Genomic DNA, 19601 nt, shown 5'->3' with positions numbered 1-19601 from the left:
CGGGCCGTACGCACCAGGTGCTGAGGTCCCGTCAGGCGGAGGCGGGCGGATAGAGATCGCGCGGCAGCTGGGAGGCGGCCGCGGCGTCCAGGAGCCACAGCGTCCTCGACCTGCCGTACGCACCGGCCGCCGGGGCCTGGATCTCCCCGGCGCCCGACAGGGCGATGCGCGCGGCGTTCGCCTTGTCCTCGCCGGCCGCGAGCAGCCACACCTCGCGGGCCGCCCGGATCGCCGGGAGCGTCAGGGAGATGCGTGTCGGCGGGGGCTTGGGCGCGCCGTGGACACCGACGACCGTGCGCTCGGTCTCCCGCACCGCCGGCAGCTCGGGGAACAGGGAGGCGACGTGCGTGTCCGGCCCCACGCCCAGCATCAGGACGTCGAACGCCGGCACATCGCCGCCCGCGGCGGAAGCCGCCGACCGGTAGTGCTCGGGACCCGCGGCGGCGGCCAGCTCCTCCGCGTACGAGGCGGCTGCCGCGTCCGCGTCGTTGCCGTACTGTCCGCCCGACGCGGGCATCGGATGCACCCGGGCCGGGTCCAGCGGTACCGAGTCCAGCAGCGCCTTGCGGGCCTGGGTGACATTGCGCTCCGGATCCCCTTCGGGGAGGAAGCGCTCGTCGCCCCACCACAGGTCGAGCCTCGACCAGTCGACGGCGTCCCGCGCGGGTGCCGCGGCGAGCGCGGCCAGCAGACCGTTGCCGTTGCGCCCGCCGGTGAGGACCACCGACGCCGAGCCCCGGGCGGCCTGGGCGTCCACGATTTTCGTGATCAGCCGGGCCGCCGCGGCCTGGGCCATCAGCTCCTTGTCGCGGTGGACGACGAGTTGGGGGGCGCTCACTTCGACGCCGCCTTCTTCGCCGGTGCCTTCGCGGGGGCCTTCTCCCCGCTCGTCTCCCCGGACTTCCCCGCGACCGCGTCCGGGCGCTTCGCCGCGGCCTTCCTCGCGGTGGAGCCGTCGCCGGCCGCGGCGCCCTCCTCGTTGAGCCGGTCGACCCCGAACCGCAGCGTCGCGGCGTAGATGTCGTCCGGGTCCAGCCGCCGCAGCTCCTCGGCCATCAGCTCGGCGGTGTCACGTCGCTTCAGCGCCACCGCGCGGTCCGGCTGGCCCTCGATGGACAGCGTCGCCAGCGAGCCGTCCGCCCGGTCCAGCACGATCGTGCCGCTGCCCGTCAGCAGCCGAACGGCCGTGAGTCCGGGACCGCCGGAGACCGTGCGCGTCACCGGTACGTCCAGCCGGTCGCCGAGCCACATCCCGAGCAGTTCGCAGCTCGGGTTGAACTCCTCGCCCTCGACCTCGGCCCCGGTGACCCGCCAGTCCACCTGGTCCAGCGCGGCCGCCAGCATCGAGCGCCACGGGGTGATGCGGGTCCAGGACAGATCCGTGTCGCCCGGGGTGTAGGCGTCGGCGCGGGCGGTCAGCTCGGCGATGGGCTGCTCGCAGGCGTAGGTGTCGGTGACCCGGCGCTGGGCCAGCGCGCCCAGCGGGTCGGAGGCCGGATTGACCGGCGCGTTCACCGGCCACCACACCACGACCGGCGCGTCCGGCAGCAGCAGCGGCAGCACCACCGACTGGGCGTGGTCGGCGACCTCGCCGTAGAGCCGCAGGACGACCGTCTCACCGGTGCCCGCGTCCGCGCCGACCCGCACCTCGGCGTCCAGGCGCGCCTTGGCCCGGTCGCGCGGCGAGCGGGAGACGCGCTTGATGACGACGAGCTTGCGCGAGGGGTGCTCGCGGGCCGCCTCGTTGGCCGCCTTCAGCGCGTCGTAGGCGTTCTCCTCGTCGGTGACGATGACGAGGGTGAGGACCATGCCGACGGCCGGGGTGCCGATGGCCCGCCGGCCCTGCACCAGCGCCTTGTTGATCTTGCCGGAGGTGGTGTCCGTAAGGTCGATCTTCATGGCCGGCGCCAGCTCCGTCCGTCTCGTGCGAGCATTTCGTCCGCCTCGACCGGACCCCACGTCCCGGCTGGGTACTGCGCGGGCCTGCCGTGCTTCTCCCAGAACTCCTCGATCGGGTCGAGGATCTTCCAGGACAGCTCGACCTCCCCGACCCTCGGGAAGAGGTTGGAGTCGCCGAGCAGCACATCGAGGATCAGCCGCTCGTACGCCTCCGGGCTGGACTCCGTGAAGGACTCGCCGTAGGCGAAGTCCATGGAGACGTCCCTGACCTCCATGGAGGTGCCGGGCACCTTCGAGCCGAAGCGCAGGGTCACGCCCTCGTCCGGCTGGACCCGGATGACCAGGGCGTTCTGCCCGAGCTCCTGGGTGGCCGTGCGGTCGAAGGGGGAGTGCGGCGCGCGCTGGAAGACGACCGCGATCTCGGTGACGCGGCGGCCGAGCCGCTTGCCGGTGCGCAGGTAGAACGGCACGCCCGCCCAGCGCCGGTTGTCGATCTCCAGCTTTATCGCCGCGTAGGTGTCGGTCTTGGAGCCGGGGTCGATGCCCTCCTCCTCCAGATAGCCGACCACCTTCTCGCCGCCCTGCCAGCCGGCCCCGTACTGCGCGCGCACGGTGCCTGCGGCCAGGTCCCTGGGCAGCTTCACCGCGCCCAGCACTTTGGTCTTCTCCGCCGCCAGCGAGTCCGCCTCGAAGGAGGCGGGCTCCTCCATCGCGGTCAGCGCGAGCAGCTGGAGCAGGTGGTTCTGGATGACGTCGCGCGCGGCGCCGATGCCGTCGTAGTAGCCTGCGCGGCCGCCGATGCCGATGTCCTCGGCCATGGTGATCTGCACGTGGTCGACGTACGACCGGTTCCAGATCGGCTCGAAGAGGGTGTTGGCGAAGCGGAGCGCCAGGATGTTCTGGACGGTCTCCTTGCCCAGGTAGTGGTCGATGCGGAAGACCTGGTCCGGCTCGAACACGTCGTGGACGAGCGAGTTGAGCTCCATCGCGGACGCCAGGTCGTGGCCGAAGGGCTTCTCGATGACGGCGCGCCGCCACGCGCCGTCCTTCTGCTCCGCGAGGCCGTGCTTCTTCAGCTGCTTGACGACCTTGGGGAAGAACTTCGGCGGTACCGAGAGGTAGAAGGCGAAGTTGCCGCCCGTCCCCTGCTCCTGGTCGAGTTCCGTGATGGTCTTCTTCAGGGTCTCGAACGCGTCGTCGTCGTCGAACTCGCCGGGGACGAAGCGCATGCCCTGGATGAGCTGCTGCCAGACCTCCTCCCGGAAGGGAGTGCGCGAGTGCTCCTTCACCGCTTCGTGGACCTCGTGCGCGAAGTCCTGGTCGTCCCACTCGCGTCGGGCGAAGCCGACGAGGGAGAAGCCCGGCGGCAGGAGCCCGCGGTTCGCGAGATCGTACACAGCGGGCATCAGCTTTTTCCGTGACAAATCGCCCGTGACGCCGAAGATCACCAGGCCCGACGGCCCCGCGATGCGCGGGAGCCGTCGGTCCGCGGCGTCACGAAGCGGATTCGCTCCGTGTGCGGGAGTCAAGGTGCTCAGCCCTCCGAAGGAGCGAGGCGCTGGAGCTCCGCCTCGGTCGACTTGAGCAGGTCGTTCCAGGACGCCTCGAACTTCTCGACGCCCTCGTCCTCGAGCAGCTGGACGACGTCGTCGTACGCGATCCCGAGCTTCTCGAGGGCGTCGAGCTCGGCACGGGCCTGCTCGTACGTCCCGCGCACCGTGTCGCCCGTGATCCGCCCGTGGTCGGCGGTCGCCTCCAGCGTGGCCTCCGGCATGGTGTTGACCGTGCCCGGGGCGACCAGCTGGTCCACGTACATCGTGTCCGGGTACGCCGGGTCCTTGACGCCGGTCGAGGCCCACAGCGGACGCTGCGCGTTGGCCTGCGCCCTGTCGAGGGCCGCCCAGCGCTCCGACGGCGGCGTCGACGAGTCCGCCGAGCCGAACACCTCCTCGTACGCCTGGTAGGCGAGCCGCGCGTTGGCGAGGGCCGCCTTGCCGCGCAGCTGCTTCGCCTCGTCGGTGCCCAGGGTGTCCAGCCGCTTGTCGATCTCGGTGTCCACGCGGGACACGAAGAACGACGCCACAGAACGGATCTTCGACAGGTCCAGGCCCGCGGCCTTCGCCTTCTCCAGACCGGCCAGGTAGGCGTCCATGACCGCGCGGTAGCGCTCCAGCGAGAAGATCAGCGTGACGTTGACGCTGATGCCGAGGCCGATGACCTCGGTGATCGCCGGAAGACCGGCCCGTGTGGCCGGGATCTTGATGAATGTGTTCGGCCGGTCCACCAGCCAGGCCAGCTGCTTGGCCTCGGCGACGGTGGCCGCCGTGTTGTGCGCCAGGCGCGGGTCGACCTCGATCGACACGCGGCCGTCCTGTCCGCCCGTCGCGTCGAAGACCGGCCGCAGCACGTCCGCGGCGTCGCGCACGTCCGCGGTGGTGATCATGCGCAGGGCCTCCTCGACGGTCACCCGGCGGGTGGCGAGGTCGGAGACCTGCGGCTCGTAACCGTCGCCGGACGAGATGGCCTTCTGGAAGATGGACGGGTTGGTGGTGACGCCCACGACGTGCTGCTGGTCGATGAGCTCGGCCAGGTTGCCGGACGTGATGCGCTTGCGCGACAGGTCGTCGAGCCAGATCGCGACGCCTTCGTCGGAGAGGCGCTTGAGTGCGTCTGTCATGAGAGTTGCATCTCCTACTAGTCGTATACCGGCGTCAGCGCGCGGCGGCGGCGATCGATTCCCGCGCGGCGGCGGCCACCGCCTCGGGGGTGAAACCGAACTCGCGGAACAGCACCTTGCCGTCGGCCGAGGCGCCGAAGTGCTCCAGCGACACGATCCGGCCGGCGTCGCCGACGAAGCGGTGCCAGGTCAGCCCGATACCGGCCTCGACGGCCACCCGTGCCTTCACCGAGGGCGGCAGCACCGCGTCCCGGTACCCCTGGTCCTGCTGGTCGAACCACTCGACGGACGGCATCGAGACGACCCGTGTCGCGATGCCCTCGCTCTGGAGCTGCTCGCGGGCCTCCACGGCCAGGTGCACCTCGGAGCCGGTGGCGATGAGTACGACCTGCGGCTCGGCGCTCTCCCCGCCGGGACCCTCGGCCTCGAACATGACGTAACCGCCCTTGGCCACGTCCTCGTTGGGCTCGTACGTCGGCACGCCCTGGCGGGTCAGCGCCAGACCGTGCGGCGTGCCCACGCGGAACTCCTTGGTCCAGCGACGGAGGATCTCGCGCCAGGCGATCGCCGTCTCGTTGGCGTCGGCCGGGCGCACGATGCTCAGGCCCGGGATGGCGCGCAGGGAGGCCAGGTGCTCCACCGGCTGGTGGGTCGGGCCGTCCTCGCCGAGACCGATCGAGTCGTGCGTCCACACGTACGTCACCGGCAGGTGCATCAGCGCGGACAGCCGGACCGCGTTGCGCATGTAGTCGGAGAAGACGAGGAACGTACCGCCGTAGACACGGGTGTTGCCGTGCAGGGTGATGCCGTTCATGATCGCGGCCATCGCGTGCTCGCGGATGCCGAAGTGGATCGTGCGGCCGTAGGGGTCCGCCTCCGGCAGCGGGTTGCCCTCGGGCAGGAACGACGAGGTCTTGTCGATCGTCGTGTTGTTCGAGCCCGCGAGGTCGGCGGAACCGCCCCACAGCTCCGGGACGACCGCGCCCAGCGCCTGCAGCACCTTGCCGGACGCGGCACGGGTGGCGACCGCCTTGCCGGTCTCGAACACCGGGAGCTTCTCCTCCCAGCCCGCCGGGAGTTCGCCCTCACGGATCCGGTCGAACTCCGCCGCGCGCTCCGGGTTCGCGGCGCGCCACTCGGCGAACGCCTTCTCCCACTCCTCGCGCTCGGTGCGCCCGCGGTCGAGGGCCCGGCGGGTGTGCCCGATGACCTCGTCGGAGACCTCGAAGGTCTTCTCCGGGTCGAAGCCGAGGACCCGCTTGGTGGCCGCGATCTCGTCGTCGCCCAGGGCCGCGCCGTGGGCGGCCTCGGTGTTCTGGGCGTTCGGGGCCGGCCAGGCGATGATCGAGCGGACGGCGATGAAGGACGGCCGGTCGGTCTCCTCCTTGGCGGCCTTCAGCGCCTCGTACAGCGCGACCGGGTCCAGGTCGCCGCTCGGCAGCGGGGCGACGCGCTGGACGTGCCAGCCGTACGCCTCGTACCGCTGCAGGGTGTCCTCGGAGACCGCGGTCTCGGTGTCGCCCTCGATGGAGATGTGGTTGTCGTCCCAGAGCAGCACCAGGTTGCCGAGCTTCTGGTGGCCGGCCAGCGAGGACGCCTCGTGCGAGATGCCCTCCTGGAGGCAGCCGTCACCGGCGATGGCCCAGACGGTGTGGTCGAACGGGGAGCTGCCGGGAGCGGCCTCCGGGTCGAACAGGCCGCGCTCGTAACGCGCCGCCATGGCCATGCCGACGGCGTTGGCGACGCCCTGGCCCAGCGGACCGGTCGTCGTCTCCACGCCCACCGTGTGGCCGTACTCGGGGTGACCCGGGGTCCTGGAGTCCCACGTGCGGAAGGACTTGAGGTCGTCGAGCTCCAGGCCGTACCCGGCGAGGTAGAGCTGGATGTAGAGCGTCAGGCTGGAGTGGCCCGCGGAGAGCACGAACCGGTCACGGCCGGTCCAGTCCGCGTCGGAGGGGTCGTGCCGCATCAGCTTCTGGAAGAGGACGTACGCCGCGGGGGCCAGGCTCATCGCCGTACCGGGATGGCCGTTGCCGACCTTCTGTACGGCGTCAGCGGCGAGGACACGGACGGTGTCCACGGCCCGCTGGTCCAATGCGGTCCACTCGAGGTCTGTGGTGGTCGGCTTGGTGCTCACCCTGGGTCAGGGCTCCTCTCCACATGTTCGGGTCCCGGTGCCTGAGGGGTTTACCGGGCGCTGTCGAGCCTACCCTCGCAGCAACGTGCATCCTTTCGGGTGCACGTCTCTCCAATCGGACACATCAACCAGCCTGCGGGTACCGGCCCGACTTCGCCTGTTGTCGGTGGCTGACTCCGGTGATTACGGACGGGGCGGCGGCAGCGCTCAACACGACCCACCCCCGCGAAGATCGGCATGGGGCCAACGTCTAGAGTGGCGTGGTACGCGCAAGCCTTCACCGGGCGTTCACGCCTCCATGACCCTCCGGGCATGAGGGGCGCCCCCGTGAGGCTTGCTGGGAATTCTCTGTCAGGGGTGTGCGTGACGGCCGTCGAGTCCCGACCCGCCGGGGTCGTCTTGACTCCCAGCCCGGGGGGCCATCGGCCGTTCGGGGCCCGCGTCAAGGCATTCGTGGCGCTGACCAAGCCGCGGATCATCGAGCTGCTTCTCATCACCACCGTACCGGTGATGTTCCTGGCCGCGCAGGGTGTGCCGGACCTCTGGCTCGTGATCGCCACGTGCGTCGGCGGATACCTCTCCGCGGGCGGTGCCAACGCGCTCAACATGTACATCGACCGCGACATCGACGCCCTGATGGACCGCACCGCGCAGCGCCCGCTGGTCACCGGCATGGTGTCGCCGCGCGAGGGCCTGGTCTTCGGCATCACCCTGGCCGTGGTCTCCACGCTCTGGTTCGGACTGCTCGTCAACTGGCTGTCCGCGGCCCTGGCGCTCGGCGCGCTCCTCTTCTACGTGGTCGTCTACACGATGCTGCTGAAGCGGCGCACCGCGCAGAACATCGTCTGGGGCGGCATCGCCGGCTGCATGCCGGTGCTGATCGGCTGGTCCGCCGTCACCAACTCGATGTCGTGGGCCGCCGTCATCCTCTTCCTCGTCATCTTCTTCTGGACGCCGCCGCACTACTGGCCGCTGTCGATGAAGGTGAAGGAGGACTACGCGCGCGTGGGCGTGCCGATGCTCCCGGTCGTCGCGTCGAACAAGGTCGTCGCCCGCCAGATCGTCCTCTACAGCTGGGTGATGGTCGCGGTCTCCCTGCTGCTGACCCCGCTCGGCTACACCGGCTGGTTCTACACGACGGTGGCGCTGGCGACCGGCGGCTGGTGGCTCTGGGAGGCGCACGCGCTGCAGAGCCGGGCCAAGGCCGGTGTGACGGGCGGGAAGCTCAAGGAGATGCGGCTGTTCCACTGGTCCATCACCTATGTCTCGCTGCTGTTCGTCGCCGTCGCCGTGGACCCCTTCCTGCGCTGACCACCGGCCCGGGGCGGACACGGGCCCCGGCGTGGCCGAGGCCACGTGGCCAGGCGGTCGCCAGTCGATCTACCCGCGAGTAGCATCCTGGTCATGGCAGACACCCAGGTTGACGAGAAGCAGTCCGCGAAGACCGAGCGGAAGGCGGCGAGGCTCGCCAAGCAGATCGGCGCCTTCGCCAAGGCCCACGGCGGCGCCGAGGGCCAGCTCGCGTACATCGGCCAGGCGGGCACCCGGATCGTGCTCGTCGGTGAGGACGGCGGCTGGGGCGACCTGGTCGCGCCGACCCACGAGATCGCCGTCAGGGCCGCGGAGAAGTCCGGCATCACCCTGCACGAGTCCTTCGACGGCGACTACGCGCTGAAGGTGCGCACCGGACCGTACGAGTGGACGCGGATGGCCGGTATCCAGATCGGCGGCCCGTCGAACGGCTGACCGCTCCGTGCCCTGCACGGGCACCGGAGAGGGGCCGTTGCGGTCCGGGGCAACACCTCGCGCGGGGCTCACCCGTTAGGACGGGTGGAACGACGTCCACCGCTGGGAGCCCCGGATGATCGACACGCCGTCCTTGGTGGATCAGTACTGCCACGGCGTCCTCCGCACGGAACTGGGCCTCGGTACCTTCGAGGCCCACCTCGGCAGGACCGCCGGGCCGCCCGCGCCCGGCACCACCTTCTTCGACACCCAGACCGGTTTCGCCGTACGCCGCTGGTGCCCGCCGCTGCTCGGCCTGGAACCGCACTGCCCGCCCGCGAGCTACCTCGCGCGGCGCCGGGAGCTCGGCGTCCTGGAATCCGGCAGGCGGCTGCTGCGGGCGACCGGCATCTCCACCTACCTCGTGGACACCGGACTGCCCGGCGACCTCACCGGTGTTCCCGAGATCGCCGCGGCGGGCATGGCCGACGCACACGAGATCGTGCGGCTGGAACTGCTCGCCGAACAGGTCGCCGACACCTCGGGCACCGTCGACTCGTTCCTCGCCAACCTCGCCGAGGCCGTGCACGGCGCGGCCGACTCGGCGGTCGCCTTCACTTCCGTCACGGGGGTGCGGCACGGGATCTCCGTCGAACCCGAACCACCCGGGCCCGGCGAGGTGCGCGGTGCGACCGGGCGCTGGCTGGAGGGCCGTGCGGTCGGCGGCCGGCTCACCGACCCGGTACTGCTGCGTCATCTGCTCTGGGTCGCCGTCGCCGCGGCGCGGCCCCTGCAGATCCACGTCGGGGTGGGCGATCCGCTGCCGCTGGCCGGCTTCGCGGCGGCCACCGCGGGCCTGGGCACCGATCTGGTGCTGCTCCACGGCTATCCGTACCACCGCCACGCGGCACATCTGGCGAGCGTCTTCCCGCACGTGTACGCCGACGTCGGGCCCGCCCTGGCCCACACCGGGGCCGGGGCCGCGACCGTCCTCGCCGAGACCCTGGAGCACGCCCCGTTCGGGAAGCTGCTGTTCTCCAGCGGGGCCCGGGGGCTGCCCGAGCTCCATGTCGTGGGAGCGCGGATCTTCCGGGAGGCACTGGACCGGGTGCTCGGCGGCTGGGTCGGCGACGGCGCCTGGTGCCGGGCGGACGCCCAGCGGGTCGCCGGGATGATCGCGGCGGACAACGCCCGCCGCGTCTACGGCCTCCCCGGCTGAACCGCCGGCTCGGGGCGCGTCAGGCCGCGGTGAGGGCGGCGTCGGGCGCGGCCGCGGTGCCCGGGGCGGCGAGCGGACGCTCCCGCAGGCTCAGGGCCAGGCGCAGCACGGCGATCCACATCAGCGAGGAGCCGAGCATGTGGGCGCCGACCAGCAGCTCCGGCACGTCGGTGAAGAACTGCACATAGCCGATGGCGCCCTGCGCGACCAGTACGCAGATCAGTTCCCGGGCGCGGGCCCGGGTGTCGTCGGGCGCGTCCACGATCCGCAGCGCCAGCCACATCCCCACGGCGAGCACGCAGACCAGCCAGGCCAGCGCGGCGTGCACATGGGCCGCGTCCACCCAGTCGAACGGCATCCTCGGCACGTCGCTGCTGTCTCCGGCGTGCTTGCCGGAGCCGGTCACGATCGTGCCCGCCGCGATCAGCAGGCCCGCCGCGCCGGTCAGCGCCCAGGACAGCCGCCGCACGGGGAGCGGGACCCGGGGCCGGGGCGCGGTGTCGCCCTCGCCGGCCCGGATCCAGGTGACCGTGGCGACCGTCAGCAGCGCGTTCGCCGCGAGGAAGTGCCCGGCCACCGTCCACGGGTTGAGGCCCGCCCACACGGTGATGCCGCCGAGAACGGCGTTGCTCATCACGACCCAGAACTGCGCCCAGCCGAGCCGGGTGAGCCCCCGCCGCCACGGCCTGGTGGAGCGCGCCGCGATGATGGCCCAGCCGACCGCCGCCGACAGGACGTACGTCAGCATCCGGTTGCCGAACTCGATGGCGCCGTGAATGCCCTGTTCGGGCGTCGCGAACAGACTGTCGTCCGTGCACTTGGGCCAGGTGTCGCAGCCGAGACCGGAACCGGTCAGCCGGACCGCGCCGCCGGTGACGATGATGACCACGCTCATCACGACGGGCGCGAGCGCGGCTCGCCGGAGCACCTCGGGGGACGGCGTCCAGCGCTTGGCGATGTAGGCGAGGGGGGTTTGCACGGCGACTATCGTAGAGGGGTGCTTGTGCGTGTTTTCACGAGGGCCCCCCGGGGATTCGTCACAGGGCTCGGCGAGCGGCCCTGACCGGCTCCTTCCCGGCGCGGCCCGGACCGGCTCATTCCCAGCGGAAGAACCGCGCCGCCGCCGCGAGTCCCAGCACCGCCCAGCCCGTCAGGATCCCCAGATCGCCCCACGGCAGGGCCGCGCCGTGCTGGAGCACGTCGCGCAGCCCGTCGGAGAGCGCGGAGATCGGCAGCAGCGCGAGGACCGCTTGCGCCGGGTCCGGGAACCTGTCCAGCGGCACGATCACCCCGCCGCCGACCAGCAGCAGCAGGAAGACCAGATTGGCCGCGGCGAGCGTCGCCTCGGCCCGGAGCGTGCCCGCCATCAGCAGACCCAGGCCCGAGAAGGCCGCGGTGCCGGCGACCAGCAGCAGAGCCACGGCGACCGGACCGCCCCGCGGCGACCAGCCGAGCCCGAAGGCGATCAGCGTCAGCAGGGCGACCTGCAGGACCTCCGTGACCAGGACGGAGAGCGTCTTGGCGGTCATCAGGGCCCACCGGGGGAGCGGGGAGGCGCCGAGGCGTTTCAGCACGCCGTAGCGGCGCTCGAAGCCGGTGGCGATCGCCTGTCCCGTGAACGCGGTGGACATCACGGCCAGCGCCAGGACGCCGGGTGCGAGGAAGTCCACGGCCCGGCCCTCTCCCGTGTCGACGATGTCGACCGTCGAGAAGAGCACCAGCAGCAGTGACGGGATGACCACCGTCAGCAGCAGCTGCTCGCCGTTGCGGAGCAGCATCCGCGTCTCCAGCGCCGCCTGCGCCGCGATCATCCGCACGACCGGCGCGCCGCCCGGCCTCGGGGCGTACCGGCCCGTGCTCCCGGGCGAGTCCGGCCCGCCGGACGTCCTGTCCGTGGTCACCTCAGCGGTCACGACCGCAGCTCCTTCCCCGTGAGCTCCAGGAAGACGTCCTCGAGGGTGTGGCGTTCGACCGAGATGCCGTCCGGCATCACCCCGTGCTGCGCGCACCAGGAGGTGACGGTGGCGAGCAGCTGCGGGTCGACGGTGCCGCTGATCCGGTACGCGCCCGGCGTCAGCTCGGCCGCCGCGGTGCCGTCCGGCAGCGCCTTCAGCAGGGATCCGAGGTCCAGGCCGGGGCGGCCGGTGAAGCGGAGGGTGTTCTCGGCGCCGCCGCGGCACAGCTGCTCTGGGGTGCCCTGGGCGGCGACCCGGCCCGCGTCGATGATCGCGACGTCGTCGGCGAGTTCCTCGGCCTCGTCCATGAAGTGCGTGGTCAGCACGACCGTCACCCCGTCGGCGCGCAGCTCGCGCACCAGGTTCCAGGTGGCGCGGCGGGCCTGGGGGTCGAGACCGGCGGTCGGCTCGTCCAGGAAGACCAGTTCGGGGCGGCCCACGACGGCCATGGCGAGTGCCAGGCGCTGCTGCTGTCCGCCGGAGAGCCGCCGGTACGTCGTGCGGCCGCACGAGCCGAGGCCGAGACGTTCGATCAGGGCGTCCACGTCGAGGGGGTGGGCGTGCAGCTTCGCCATGTGGCGCAGCATCTCGTCGGCGCGGGCGCCCGAGTAGACGCCGCCGGACTGCAGCATCACCCCGATCCTCGGGCGCAGCCGGGCGGCGTCGGAGACCGGGTCCAGGCCGAGGACGCGGACCGTGCCGGCGTCGGCGCGCCGGTAGCCCTCGCAGGTCTCGACGGTGGTGGTCTTCCCGGCCCCGTTCGGGCCGAGGACGGCGGTGACCGTGCCGGTGCGGACGTCGAGGTCGAGCCCGTCCACCGCGGTTCTGGCTCCGTACCGCTTGACCAGGCCCCGTACCCGGACGGCGGACTCGTTGTTCATGCCGGGCAGTCTAAGGAGGGGCGACGGGCCGCCGGGGGCCCGGGCGGTGTCCCGGCCCCGGGGAGGGCATGGATCCGGCCATCCGCGGGGTGCCCCGGAGGAGGGGTGCGGAGTCCTCCGGAGGCCGGCCGCGGCGGGCACCTCGGGAGGGACGAATCGCCGGTCAGCGGGGGTGCGAGGGCTCGCCCGGAGCCCTCGCCGGGCGGCGGGGGGCCGGACGGAATCGATCTCACGAATGATCGTTTCCGCAGGTCAGGTTAGGTTTCCCTAAGTGATGCACGGCACCGCCCGCCCGGAGGAACGCGGCTTGTCAGTCTCTCGGGAATTACGCAACAATGGCGTTGTGAAAAACGACGGAGCTGTGGGGGAGTCCCCCCAGGAGGAGCTCGCGACCGGGGAGCGGTCCACCCGCAACCGGGTCGCGCGGTCGATCCTGGACCACGGCCCGTCCACCGTCGCCGATCTCGCCGGCCGTCTCGGACTCACCCAGGCGGCCGTGCGCCGTCATCTGGACGCACTCGTCTCCGACGACGTCGTCGTGGCCCGCGAGCAGCGCGTGTACGGCGCGCGCACCCGCGGCAGGCCCGCCAAGGTGTTCGCGCTCACCGACTGCGGCCGGGACGCCTTCGACCAGTCCTACGACGTGCTCGCCGTCGACGCCCTCCGCTGGATCGAGGAGAACGCGGGAGGCGAGGCCGCCGTCGCCGCCTTCGCCCGCGACCGCATGGAGGCCCAGGCCGAGGCGTACCGCCGGGCCGTGGAGGCCGCCGATCCCGAGGCGCGGACCGAGGCTCTGGCCAAGGCGTTGACCGCGGACGGGTACGCTGCTACGGCGCGTAACGCACCGGTCGGCGAGCAGCTGTGTCAGCACCACTGCCCCGTCGCCCATGTGGCCGAGCGGTACCCGCAGCTGTGCGAGGCGGAGACCGAGGTCTTCTCCCGCCTGCTCGGCACGCATGTGCAGCGTCTGGCCACCATCGCCCACGGCGACGGTGTGTGCACGACCTTCATCCCGAAGGCCGGCCACCGCTCCGACGACCGGCCGGCCGACGGGTCCGGCAGGACCAGCACGACCAGCAACACCGAAAAGACCACTTCGCAAGCATCTGCAAGCACGGCCGGGAGGAACCCCGCATGACTCTCCCCACGGAGACTGCCCACCCTGAGCTCGATGGCCTGGGCAAGTACGAATACGGCTGGGCCGACTCCGACGTCGCAGGCGCCGCCGCAAAGCGCGGCCTCTCGGAGGACGTGGTCCGGGACATCTCCGCGAAGAAGTCCGAGCCCGAGTGGATGCTGAAGATGCGTCTGAAGGGCCTGAAGCTCTTCGAGAAGAAGCCCATGCCGAACTGGGGCTCCGACCTCTCCGGCATCGACTTCGACAACATCAAGTACTTCGTGCGGTCCACGGAGAAGCAGGCGGAGTCCTGGGAGGACCTGCCCGAGGACATCAAGAACACGTACGACAAGCTCGGCATCCCCGAGGCCGAGAAGCAGCGCCTGGTGGCCGGTGTCGCCGCGCAGTACGAGTCCGAGGTCGTCTACCACCAGATCCGCGAGGACCTGGAGGAGCAGGGCGTCATCTTCCTGGACACCGACACCGCGCTGAAGGAGCACCCGGAGCTCTTCAAGGAGTACTTCGGCACGGTCATCCCGGCCGGCGACAACAAGTTCGCGTCGCTGAACACCGCGGTGTGGTCCGGCGGCTCCTTCATCTACGTGCCGAAGGGCGTGCACGTCGAGATCCCGCTCCAGGCCTACTTCCGGATCAACACCGAGAACATGGGCCAGTTCGAGCGGACGCTGATCATCGTCGACGAGGACGCCTACGTCCACTACGTCGAGGGCTGCACCGCCCCGATCTACTCCTCGGACTCGCTGCACAGCGCCGTGGTCGAGATCATCGTCAAGAAGGGCGCCCGCTGCCGCTACACGACCATCCAGAACTGGTCGAACAACGTCTACAACCTGGTCACCAAGCGCGCCGTGGCGTACGAGGGCGCGACCATGGAGTGGGTCGACGGCAACATCGGCTCCAAGGTCACGATGAAGTACCCCGCCGTGTACCTGATGGGCGAGCACGCCAAGGGCGAGACCCTGTCCATCGCCTTCGCGGGCGAGGGCCAGCACCAGGACGCCGGCGCCAAGATGGTCCACATGGCGCCGAACACCTCGTCGAACATCGTCTCCAAGTCGGTGGCGCGAGGCGGCGGCCGCACCTCCTACCGCGGTCTGATCGAGATCGGCGAGGGCGCCCCCGGTGCCAAGTCCAACGTGCTCTGCGACGCCCTGCTCGTCGACACGATCTCCCGGTCCGACACCTACCCGTACGTCGACGTCCGCGAGGACGACGTCTCCATGGGGCACGAGGCCACCGTCTCCAAGGTCTCCGAGGACCAGCTCTTCTACCTGATGAGCCGCGGTCTCTCCGAGGACGAGGCGATGGCGATGATCGTGCGCGGCTTCGTCGAGCCGATCGCCAAGGAGCTGCCCATGGAGTACGCCCTGGAGCTCAACCGGCTGATCGAGCTGCAGATGGAGGGCGCGGTCGGCTGACGCCGGCGCCCCACCCGCAGCGACGCAGATTTCTCACGTAGGAAGCGAGCAACACGACAGCCATGGCTGAGGCTCAGAACATCCCGGTGGGCTCCACCACCGCCGGCTCGATCGCGGTGGCCGCGGAGTCCACCGTCGCCACGCGCATGAGCGCGCCCCCGTCCTTCGACGTGGCGGACTTCCCGGTCCCGCACGGCCGCGAGGAGGAGTGGCGGTTCACGCCGCTGGAGCGGCTGAAGGGTCTCCACGACGGCACCGCGAAGGCCGACGGCTCGATCAAGGCTGAGGTGAACGCCCCCGACGGCGTCACCGTCCAGTCCGTCGGCCGTGACGACGCGCGCATCGGCAAGGCGGGCACGCCCGTCGACCGGGTCGCCGCGCAGGCGTTCTCCTCGTTCGAGAAGGCCACCGTCGTCTCGGTGCCGAAGGAGACGGTCCTGACCGAACCGGTGCGGGTCACCCTGCACGGCGAGGGCGGCACCACCTTCGGGCACACGGTCTTCGAGATCGGCGCCTTCGCCGAGGCCGTCATCGTCATCGACCACACCGGTGACGCCGTGCGCGCCGCCAACGTGGACTTCCTGGTCGGCGACGGGGCCAAGGTCACCTTCGTCTCCGTCCAGGACTGGGACGACACGGCGGTGCACTGCTCGCAGCACAACGTGCTCGTCGGCCGCGACGCCACCTTCAAGTCGGTCGTGATCACCTTCGGCGGCGACGTCGTGCGCCTCCACCCCCGCGTCGAGTACGCGGGCCCGGGCGGCGAGGCCGAGCTGTTCGGTCTGTACTTCACCGACGCGGGCCAGCACCAGGAGCACCGACTCCTGGTCACGCACAACACGCCGCACTGCAAGTCCAACGTCGTCTACAAGGGCGCGCTCCAGGGCGACGACGCGCACGCCGTCTGGATCGGCGACGTGCTCATCGAGGCCAAGGCCGAGGGCACCGACACCTACGAGATGAACCGCAACCTGGTTCTGAGCGACGGCGCCCGCGTCGACTCCGTGCCCAACCTGGAGATCGAGACCGGTGAGATCGTCGGCGCCGGCCACGCCTCCGCCACCGGCCGCTTCGACGACGAGCAGCTCTTCTACCTGATGGCCCGGGGCATCCCGGAGGCCGAGGCCCGCCGCCTCGTCGTCCGCGGCTTCTTCGCCGAGCTGGTCCAGCAGATCGGTCTGCCGGACGTGGAGGAGCGCCTCATCGCCAAGATCGAGGCGGAGCTGGAGGCGTCCGTCTGATGGCCTTCGTCCGCGCCTGTGGGCTGAGCGAGCTGGAGGAGGACACCCCGAAGCGGGTGGAACTCGACGGCACGCCGGTCTCCGTCGTCCGCACGGAGGGCGAGGTGTTCGCGATCCACGACATCTGCTCGCACGCGAACGTCTCCCTGTCCGAGGGCGAGGTGGAGGACTGCCAGATCGAGTGCTGGCTGCACGGCTCCAGCTTCGACCTCCGCACCGGCAAGCCGTCCGGCCTTCCCGCGACGCGCCCCGTCCCCGTGTACCCCGTAAAGATCGAAGGGGACGATGTGCTCGTCTCCGTCACCCAGGAGTCCTGAGTCACCCATGGCAACGCTTGAAATCCGCGACCTGCACGTCTCCGTCGAGGCCGAGAACGGCCCCCGGGAGATCCTCAAGGGCGTCGACCTGACCGTGAAGCAGGGCGAGACCCACGCCATCATGGGCCCCAACGGCTCCGGCAAGTCGACCCTCGCCTACTCCCTCGCGGGCCACCCCAAGTACACGATCACCAGTGGCACCGTGACCCTGGACGGCGAGGACGTCCTGGAGATGTCCGTCGACGAGCGCGCCCGCGCCGGCGTCTTCCTCGCGATGCAGTACCCCGTCGAGGTCCCCGGTGTCTCGGTCTCCAACTTCCTGCGCACCTCCGCCACCGCCATCCGCGGCGAGGCCCCCAAGCTGCGCACCTGGGTGAAGGAGGTCAAGGAGACCATGGAGCGTCTCCAGATGGACCCGGCCTTCGCCGAGCGGAACGTGAACGAGGGCTTCTCCGGGGGTGAGAAGAAGCGGCACGAGATCCTCCAGCTGGAGCTCCTCAAGCCGAAGATCGCGATCCTCGACGAGACGGACTCCGGCCTCGACGTCGACGCGCTGCGCACCGTCTCCGAGGGCGTCAACCGCGTCCGCGAGACCGGTGAGGTCGGCACCCTGCTGATCACGCACTACACGCGCATCCTGCGCTACATCAAGCCCGACTTCGTCCACGTGTTCGCGAACGGCCGCATCGCCGAGTCCGGCGGTGCCGAGCTCGCCGACAAGCTCGAGGCCGAGGGCTACGAGGCATACACGAAGGGTGGCGTATCCGCGTGACCCCTGCCCGCCAGGGGCTCCCTGGCCTCCTCGACACCGAGGCGATCCGCAAGGACTTCCCGATCCTGGACCGCGTGGTCCACGACGGCAGGAAGCTCGTGTACCTGGACAACGCGGCGACCTCGCAGAAGCCGCGCCAGGTGCTGGACGCACTCGCCGAGTACTACGAGCGCTACAACGCCAATGTCCACCGCGGTGTGCACGTGCTCGCCGAGGAGGCCACGGCACTGTACGAGGGCGCTCGCGACAAGGTCGCCTCCTTCATCAACGCGCCGAGCCGCGACGAGGTGATCTTCACCAAGAACGCGTCGGAGTCGCTGAACCTCGTGGCGAACATGCTGGGCTGGGCCGACGAGCCCTACCGCGTCGACCGCGAGACCGAGATAGTCATCACGGAGATGGAGCACCACTCCAACATCGTTCCCTGGCAGCTGCTGGCGCAGCGCACGGGCGCGAAGCTGAAGTGGTTCGGCCTCACCGACGACGGCCGCCTCGACCTCTCCAACATCGAGGAGGTCATCACGGAGAAGACGAAGATCGTCTCCTTCACGCTGGTCTCCAACATCCTGGGGACGGTCAACCCGGTCGAGCAGATCGTCCGCCGGGCGCAGGACGTCGGCGCGCTCGTCCTCGTCGACGCCTCGCAGGCCGCCCCGCACATGCCCCTGGACGTCCAGGCGCTCGGCGCCGACTTCGTGGCCTTCACCGGCCACAAGATGTGCGGCCCGACCGGCATCGGCGTGCTCTGGGGCCGCCAGGAGCTCCTGGAGGACCTGCCTCCGTTCCTGGGCGGCGGCGAGATGATCGAGACCGTCTCGATGCACTCGTCGACGTACGCCCCGGCGCCGCACAAGTTCGAGGCCGGTACGCCCCCGATCGCCCAGGCCGTCGGCCTCGGCGCCGCCGTGGACTACCTGAGCGCGATCGGCATGGACAGGATCGCGCAGCACGAGCACGCGATCACCGAGTACGCCGTCCAGCGGCTGCAGCAGGTCCCCGACCTGCGGATCATCGGCCCCGTCACCGCCGAGGACCGCGGCGCGGCGATCTCCTTCGTGCTCGGGGACATCCACCCGCACGACGTGGGGCAGGTGCTGGACGAGCAGGGCATCGCCGTCCGGGTCGGCCACCACTGCGCACGGCCGGTGTGCCTCCGGTACGGAATTCCCGCGACCACGAGGGCGTCGTTCTATCTGTACTCCACGCCGGGCGAGGTGGACGCACTGATCGACGGCCTGGAGCACGTCCGTAACTTCTTCGGCTGAGGGGCCTGACGTGAAGCTTGATTCGATGTACCAGGACGTCATCCTGGACCACTACAAGCACCCGCACGGGCGGGGCTTGCGGGACGGCGACGCCGAGGTGCACCACGTCAACCCCACCTGCGGCGACGAGATCACGATGCGGGTGAAGTACGACGGCACCCGCATCGCGGACGTCTCCTACGAGGGCCAGGGCTGTTCCATCAGCCAGGCGTCCGCCTCCGTGCTGAACGAGCTGCTCGTCGGCAAGGAGCTCGCGGAGGCGCAGAAGATCCAGGCGACGTTCCTTGAGCTGATGCAGTCCAAGGGCCAGATCGAGCCGGACGACGCGATGGAGGAGGTGCTGGAGGACGCGGTCGCGTTCGCCGGCGTCTCCAAGTACCCGGCGCGCGTGAAGTGCGCCCTCCTGAGCTGGATGGCATGGAAGGACGCGACGGCGCAGGCGCTGTCCGAAGGGAAGACCGCATGACTGAGAACCCCGAGACCACGGCGGAGAAGGACTGGCCGGACGAGGAGACCTTCTCCTCCGAGGCCGCGACGCCGACGAGCACGAAGGCCTCCGAGGAGGAGGTCCGCGAGGCCCTGTACGACGTCGTCGACCCCGAGCTGGGCATCGACGTGGTCAACCTCGGTCTGATCTACGGCATCCACATCGACGACGCCAACATCGCGACCCTGGACATGACGCTGACGTCGGCGGCCTGCCCGCTGACGGACGTGATCGAGGACCAGGCGAAGGCCGCGACCGACGGCATCGTCAACGAGCTGAAGATCAACTGGGTCTGGATGCCGCCGTGGGGTCCGGACAAGATCACGGACGACGGCCGTGAGCAGCTGAGGGCGCTCGGCTTCAACGTCTGACGTCGCGACGCCTCCGGGGACGGCGCGATCCCGCACCGGACCGTCCGTCCCTCCGGGGAGCGTCCCGCACTTCCGGGCACGTCATCGTCCGACGCGGTC

At 70.7% G+C, this 19601-nt stretch carries 19 protein-coding genes; 11 read left to right on the top strand and 8 right to left on the bottom strand.

Annotated elements, in window-relative coordinates; translation table 11 throughout:
- Positions 1-31: 31 nt before the first annotated feature.
- Genes pgl through tkt form a run of 5 tightly spaced genes read right to left on the bottom strand, consistent with a single transcriptional unit; the run spans position 32 to position 6713 of the window.
- Positions 32-838 carry a 6-phosphogluconolactonase gene (gene pgl / locus QRN89_RS07840; protein ID WP_290348618.1) on the bottom strand — a complete coding sequence of 269 codons (807 nt, stop codon included), beginning with the start codon at positions 836-838 and terminating at the stop codon, positions 32-34.
- Positions 835-1899, bottom strand: a complete 1065-nt coding sequence (gene opcA / locus QRN89_RS07835) for a glucose-6-phosphate dehydrogenase assembly protein OpcA (RefSeq protein WP_290348617.1) — start codon at positions 1897-1899, stop codon at positions 835-837. The genes pgl and opcA overlap by 4 nt, the downstream gene beginning before the upstream one ends.
- Positions 1896-3428, bottom strand: coding sequence for a glucose-6-phosphate dehydrogenase (zwf, locus tag QRN89_RS07830; RefSeq protein WP_290348616.1), 1533 nt, complete (start codon positions 3426-3428; stop codon positions 1896-1898). Before zwf ends, opcA begins: the two co-directional genes overlap by 4 nt.
- Positions 3429-3433: 5 nt before the next feature.
- Positions 3434-4576 carry a transaldolase gene (tal, locus tag QRN89_RS07825; protein ID WP_290348615.1) on the bottom strand — a complete coding sequence of 381 codons (1143 nt, stop codon included), beginning with the start codon at positions 4574-4576 and terminating at the stop codon, positions 3434-3436.
- Positions 4577-4610: 34 nt separating this feature from the next.
- On the bottom strand, positions 4611-6713 hold the full coding sequence (gene tkt, locus QRN89_RS07820) for a transketolase (protein WP_290348614.1): 2103 nt from the start codon (positions 6711-6713) through the stop codon (positions 4611-4613).
- A gap of 363 nt (positions 6714-7076) precedes the next feature.
- On the opposite strand from tkt, the gene QRN89_RS07815 reads away from it, so the two are divergent.
- The 3 genes from QRN89_RS07815 to QRN89_RS07805 all read left to right on the top strand — a co-directional run bounded on the left by QRN89_RS07815 (position 7077) and on the right by QRN89_RS07805 (position 9657).
- Positions 7077-8024, top strand: a complete 948-nt coding sequence (locus QRN89_RS07815; RefSeq protein WP_290348613.1) for a heme o synthase — start codon at positions 7077-7079, stop codon at positions 8022-8024.
- Positions 8025-8117: 93 nt separating this feature from the next.
- Entirely contained in the window at positions 8118-8459 is a 342-nt protein-coding gene (locus tag QRN89_RS07810) for a hypothetical protein (protein WP_290348612.1), read from the top strand.
- 115 nt (positions 8460-8574) lie between these two features.
- Positions 8575-9657 carry an amidohydrolase family protein gene (locus tag QRN89_RS07805; protein ID WP_290348611.1) on the top strand — a complete coding sequence of 361 codons (1083 nt, stop codon included), beginning with the start codon at positions 8575-8577 and terminating at the stop codon, positions 9655-9657.
- 19 nt (positions 9658-9676) lie between these two features.
- Here QRN89_RS07805 and QRN89_RS07800 read toward each other — a convergent pair whose 3' ends face one another.
- The 3 genes from QRN89_RS07800 to QRN89_RS07790 form a co-directional block, all read right to left on the bottom strand.
- Positions 9677-10636: a COX15/CtaA family protein gene (locus QRN89_RS07800; protein ID WP_290348610.1), complete on the bottom strand. Its 960-nt coding sequence runs from the start codon at positions 10634-10636 to the stop codon at positions 9677-9679.
- 115 nt (positions 10637-10751) lie between these two features.
- A complete protein-coding gene (locus QRN89_RS07795; protein ID WP_290353617.1) occupies positions 10752-11468 on the bottom strand; it encodes an ABC transporter permease in 717 nt (238 codons plus the stop codon).
- A gap of 98 nt (positions 11469-11566) precedes the next feature.
- The gene (locus QRN89_RS07790) at positions 11567-12493 is read right to left on the bottom strand and encodes an ABC transporter ATP-binding protein (RefSeq protein ID WP_290348609.1); all 927 of its coding nucleotides are present in this window, start codon (positions 12491-12493) and stop codon (positions 11567-11569) included.
- Between the two features lie 343 nt (positions 12494-12836).
- Here QRN89_RS07790 and QRN89_RS07785 point away from each other — a divergent pair, with 343 nt between their 5' ends.
- From QRN89_RS07785 to QRN89_RS07750, 8 genes are all read left to right on the top strand, one after another.
- Complete coding sequence (locus tag QRN89_RS07785) at positions 12837-13631, top strand: helix-turn-helix transcriptional regulator (protein ID WP_290348608.1); 795 nt, start codon at positions 12837-12839, stop codon at positions 13629-13631.
- Complete coding sequence (gene sufB / locus QRN89_RS07780; RefSeq protein WP_290348607.1) at positions 13628-15049, top strand: Fe-S cluster assembly protein SufB; 1422 nt, start codon at positions 13628-13630, stop codon at positions 15047-15049. Before QRN89_RS07785 ends, sufB begins: the two co-directional genes overlap by 4 nt.
- Before the next feature lie 62 nt (positions 15050-15111).
- The gene (sufD, locus tag QRN89_RS07775) at positions 15112-16290 is read left to right on the top strand and encodes a Fe-S cluster assembly protein SufD (RefSeq protein ID WP_290348606.1); all 1179 of its coding nucleotides are present in this window, start codon (positions 15112-15114) and stop codon (positions 16288-16290) included.
- Entirely contained in the window at positions 16290-16607 is a 318-nt protein-coding gene (locus tag QRN89_RS07770) for a non-heme iron oxygenase ferredoxin subunit (protein WP_017948817.1), read from the top strand. Before sufD ends, QRN89_RS07770 begins: the two co-directional genes overlap by 1 nt.
- A gap of 7 nt (positions 16608-16614) precedes the next feature.
- Positions 16615-17379 carry a Fe-S cluster assembly ATPase SufC gene (sufC, locus tag QRN89_RS07765; protein WP_290348605.1) on the top strand — a complete coding sequence of 255 codons (765 nt, stop codon included), beginning with the start codon at positions 16615-16617 and terminating at the stop codon, positions 17377-17379.
- Positions 17376-18644, top strand: a complete 1269-nt coding sequence (locus QRN89_RS07760; protein WP_290348604.1) for a cysteine desulfurase — start codon at positions 17376-17378, stop codon at positions 18642-18644. The genes sufC and QRN89_RS07760 overlap by 4 nt, the downstream gene beginning before the upstream one ends.
- 10 nt (positions 18645-18654) lie before the next feature.
- Positions 18655-19110, top strand: a complete 456-nt coding sequence (gene sufU / locus QRN89_RS07755) for a Fe-S cluster assembly sulfur transfer protein SufU (protein WP_026165434.1) — start codon at positions 18655-18657, stop codon at positions 19108-19110.
- Complete coding sequence (locus QRN89_RS07750) at positions 19107-19502, top strand: metal-sulfur cluster assembly factor (RefSeq protein ID WP_290348603.1); 396 nt, start codon at positions 19107-19109, stop codon at positions 19500-19502. The genes sufU and QRN89_RS07750 overlap by 4 nt, the downstream gene beginning before the upstream one ends.
- Positions 19503-19601 lie beyond the last annotated feature (99 nt).

The organism is Streptomyces sp. HUAS CB01, assembly GCF_030406905.1.
GTDB lineage: Bacteria > Actinomycetota > Actinomycetes > Streptomycetales > Streptomycetaceae > Streptomyces > Streptomyces chengbuensis.
This window is presented reverse-complemented; position numbering and strand designations above follow the sequence as displayed.

What these genes read in the sequence shown, in the direction of transcription:
- opcA (WP_290348617.1), bottom strand. Translation starts at nt 1,899, where the DNA reads ATGAAGATCGACCTTACGGACACCACCTCCGGCAAGATCAACAAGGCG.
- tal (WP_290348615.1), bottom strand. Translation starts at nt 4,576, where the DNA reads ATGACAGACGCACTCAAGCGCCTCTCCGACGAAGGCGTCGCGATCTGG.
- QRN89_RS07810 (WP_290348612.1), top strand. Translation starts at nt 8,118, where the DNA reads ATGGCAGACACCCAGGTTGACGAGAAGCAGTCCGCGAAGACCGAGCGG.
- QRN89_RS07805 (WP_290348611.1), top strand. Translation starts at nt 8,575, where the DNA reads ATGATCGACACGCCGTCCTTGGTGGATCAGTACTGCCACGGCGTCCTC.
- QRN89_RS07795 (WP_290353617.1), bottom strand. Translation starts at nt 11,468, where the DNA reads ATGATCGCGGCGCAGGCGGCGCTGGAGACGCGGATGCTGCTCCGCAAC.
- QRN89_RS07790 (WP_290348609.1), bottom strand. Translation starts at nt 12,493, where the DNA reads ATGAACAACGAGTCCGCCGTCCGGGTACGGGGCCTGGTCAAGCGGTAC.
- sufB (WP_290348607.1), top strand. Translation starts at nt 13,628, where the DNA reads ATGACTCTCCCCACGGAGACTGCCCACCCTGAGCTCGATGGCCTGGGC.
- sufD (WP_290348606.1), top strand. Translation starts at nt 15,112, where the DNA reads ATGGCTGAGGCTCAGAACATCCCGGTGGGCTCCACCACCGCCGGCTCG.
- QRN89_RS07770 (WP_017948817.1), top strand. Translation starts at nt 16,290, where the DNA reads ATGGCCTTCGTCCGCGCCTGTGGGCTGAGCGAGCTGGAGGAGGACACC.
- sufC (WP_290348605.1), top strand. Translation starts at nt 16,615, where the DNA reads ATGGCAACGCTTGAAATCCGCGACCTGCACGTCTCCGTCGAGGCCGAG.
- QRN89_RS07750 (WP_290348603.1), top strand. Translation starts at nt 19,107, where the DNA reads ATGACTGAGAACCCCGAGACCACGGCGGAGAAGGACTGGCCGGACGAG.